The sequence below is a fragment of the Acinetobacter sp. UBA6720 genome, from assembly GCF_002454215.1.
In the GTDB taxonomy this organism is placed as follows: Bacteria; Pseudomonadota; Gammaproteobacteria; order Pseudomonadales; family Moraxellaceae; genus Acinetobacter.
Map to the genome: position 1 here is coordinate 1 of NZ_DKIK01000141.1, position 3,068 is coordinate 3,068.

Below are 3,068 nucleotides of genomic sequence, written 5' to 3' on the forward strand. Positions count from 1 at the left end.
GCGAAAGATAAGAGCACTGGTAAAGAGCAATCTATCCAGATTAAAGCAAACTCAGGTTTGTCTGATGCTGAAATCGAAGCAATGATCAAAGACGCTGAAGCAAATGCTGAAGAAGATCGTAAGTTCGAAGAACTTGCGAAAGCACGTAACGAAGCGGATGCATTGGTATCTTCTGCTCAAAAAGCAGTGAAAGACCTAGGCGAGCAAGTAACAAGCGATGAAAAAACTGCTGTTGAAACTGCAGTCGCTGAGCTTGAAACTTCGACGAAAGAAAATGATGTAGAAGACATTAAAGCGAAAACTGAAGCTTTACAAAACATCATTATGCCGATCACACAACGTGCTTATGAAGCGGCGCAAGGTCAAGGCGGTGCTGAAGGTTTCGACCCAAATGCATTCGGCGGTGACGCTGGTCAACAACAAAAAGCGGACGATGGCGTTGTAGATGCTGAGTTCACTGAAGTGAAAGATGACAAAAAATAATTTGTCTCTTTAATAAAAAACCGCGCGAAAGCGCGGTTTTTTATTACCTAAATCACGTTGTGTCGTATTCCACTTTTACATTAGCCTGATAAAAAATTTAGAACTTAACCACCAATGAAAACTTTACAGTTGGGACTCATCGTCCTCATTACAACCTTCGGTTCTGCATGTACCACAATAAGCCCTTCCGTAGAAACAGCTAAAAACCAGCAACAGCAAGGTACGCAACGGCAGATCCAACAAGCCTTCGATCAACTCCAAACCACGGGGGTGATTGTCATTAAGGATCAGCATGACTTACACAGCTACGGCAATGACCTAAGCCGTGCTCAGACACCGTATGTGCCCGCTTCTACCTTTAAAATGCTGAATGCCTTAATCGGACTAGAGCATGACAAGGCAACCATTAACGAGGTATTTAAATGGGATGGTCAAAAGCGTAGCTTTCCTGCATGGGAAAAAGACATGACTTTAGGGCAAGCCATGCAGGCATCTGCCGTTCCAGTTTATCAGGAGCTAGCACGGCGCATTGGTCTAGACCTGATGCAAAAAGAAGTGCAACGCATTGGATATGGCAATCAACAGATTGGCACCGTTGTCGATAATTTTTGGTTAGTCGGCCCACTACAAATTACGCCTGTCCAAGAAGTCCTTTTTGTCGAAAAGCTGGCAAATAAAAAGCTTGCATTTAAACCAGAAGTGCAACAGGCGGTACAAGACATGCTACTGATTGAACAGAAACCGAATTATAAACTTTATACAAAATCAGGTTGGGGCATGGACATAGAACCGCAAGTTGGTTGGTGGACAGGCTGGGTAGAATATCCCGATCGTGAAAAGGTCTATTTCTCTTTAAATATGCACATGAAAACGGGAATTCCAGCCAGCGTACGTGAGCAACTGGTTAAACAAAGCTTGACTACATTGGGTCTAATTTAAAGCCCTTAATCTGACGCATTTTTATTTAGCAATCATCCTTTTTAAGCTAAAGTAGTTAAAAACAACGATCTATGAATAAAATATGCGTCTCATTGTATTGTTTGCTCTACTTGGCTTTTTAGGGATGATTTTTTATCAAAATCTGCAACATCCTCAACTTCGGCTCAATCCATTGTTAGATCGCATCACCCACCCTTTCGATCAACGTATTCGCTATCGGATTGCAGAAGTTGACCCTCGTTTTAACCTAAGTGAAGTAGAACTGAAACAGATCAGCCAACAAGCCACTGATATTTGGAAACAAGGTCTCGGAAAAGATTATTTTGTTTATGACCCTGATGCTCGACTCAGTATTCATCTCATTTATGATCAAAGACAAGATGAATCACTACAACGCCGCGATCAACTGTCTAAACTCACGCAAAATGAAGCCAGTATCAGCCAAAAGAATAGTGAACTCAAAGCGATGCAAGAAAATCTCGCACGTCACGAAATCGCTTTAAATATGCAACAACGCAGTCTACAAGAACTCAACCAAAACTATAACGCCATGATCCGCCAGTACAATCAATATGGTGGCGTGCCTGTCGCACAACAGCCTGCGGTACAACAAAGTTTAGCGCGACTTCGTGAACAGCAAAACTTTTTAGAACAACAAATTGCAAGCTTTAACACGCGTGTTAACGAATATAATCAAAGAGTGAATGAAATCAATCACTTAGATCAAGGCCTTAATCTTGCGATTGATCAGTTTAATCAGCGTTTTCAACCCCGGCCATTTGATAAAGGTCTGTTTAATGGGCGAGAAATTCACATTTATGAGTTCGAGTCAGATGATGACCTACGCATGACCTTGGCACATGAATTTGGTCACGCCTTAGGCATGAAACATCATAATGCCCCCAAGGCACTGATGTATCCCATGTTAGAAGAACAAGATATGCAGCATTTTCGTTTACAAAGTGCCGATATTGCGTTGTTCAATGCCCGTTGAAGTGATGGATTGCTAAAAATAATCCCCTAATTTTAATGGGGTATGAAATACAATCACAGCACATCTTGACTCGGGTTCGTGTTATTGTAAATAATTGAATATCCACTAGAAGCTTTGGAGACGAATGTGAGTTACTACCATATCTTAATCGAAGTAAATGACCACATCAGTACGATTGAAGAAACTCGTGATATCGAAATCTTTGATATTGTTGAGATTCAACCTTATCTCCATTCTATTCTATTGCCCTATTTCAATGAGCAACTGTTAGAACTTGAAGATGAGAATTTAGAGTTTAAGGATATTTTACATCTGGAAGTGAAACAGACGCTTTTGCCGATCAACGATTTGATTGAAGAAGAACAGAAACTGTTACCGAGTGACACCGATGTCACGATTACTGCCTATGAAGTTTTTAATAACCGAGACTTAAGCCAAGATGTCACCACGATTATTTTTGACTTACTCGATGCAATTAAACTCGATTGAAAGCGAATGATTGCACATAAAAAAGCCCTCATCATGATGAGGGCTTTTTTAATCTGGTCAGGTTTAGATCGAGAACGATGAACCACAACCACAGGTCGTTGTTGCATTTGGGTTTTGCACGACGAAACGTGAACCTTCCAAACCTTCAATATAATCCACCACT

At 41.0% G+C, this 3,068-nt stretch carries 4 protein-coding genes and 1 pseudogene; 4 read left to right on the forward strand and 1 reads right to left on the reverse strand.

Translation table 11 applies throughout. From position 1 onward, the window contains the following. The 4 genes from B4F08_RS12300 to B4F08_RS12315 form a co-directional block, all read left to right on the forward strand. Positions 1 to 483 (forward strand): Hsp70 family protein (locus B4F08_RS12300; RefSeq protein WP_291374504.1); only part of this gene is annotated, 483 nt, incomplete at its 5' end. 114 nt (positions 484 to 597) lie between these two features. After that, positions 598 to 1,422, forward strand: a complete 825-nt coding sequence (gene blaOXA / locus B4F08_RS12305) for an OXA-211 family carbapenem-hydrolyzing class D beta-lactamase (protein WP_291374505.1) — start codon at positions 598 to 600, stop codon at positions 1,420 to 1,422. Positions 1,423 to 1,504: 82 nt separating this feature from the next. After that, positions 1,505 to 2,416: a matrixin family metalloprotease gene (locus B4F08_RS12310; protein ID WP_291374506.1), complete on the forward strand. Its 912-nt coding sequence runs from the start codon at positions 1,505 to 1,507 to the stop codon at positions 2,414 to 2,416. Positions 2,417 to 2,530: 114 nt separating this feature from the next. Beyond that, positions 2,531 to 2,905 (forward strand): hypothetical protein, encoded by a 375-nt coding sequence (locus B4F08_RS12315; protein ID WP_171264512.1) that lies wholly within the window; start codon positions 2,531 to 2,533, stop codon positions 2,903 to 2,905. Positions 2,906 to 2,968: 63 nt separating this feature from the next. Here the strand turns inward: B4F08_RS12315 and B4F08_RS12320 are convergent. Further along, positions 2,969 to 3,068 (reverse strand): annotated as a pseudogene (locus B4F08_RS12320) (iron-sulfur cluster insertion protein ErpA); the annotation flags it as partial.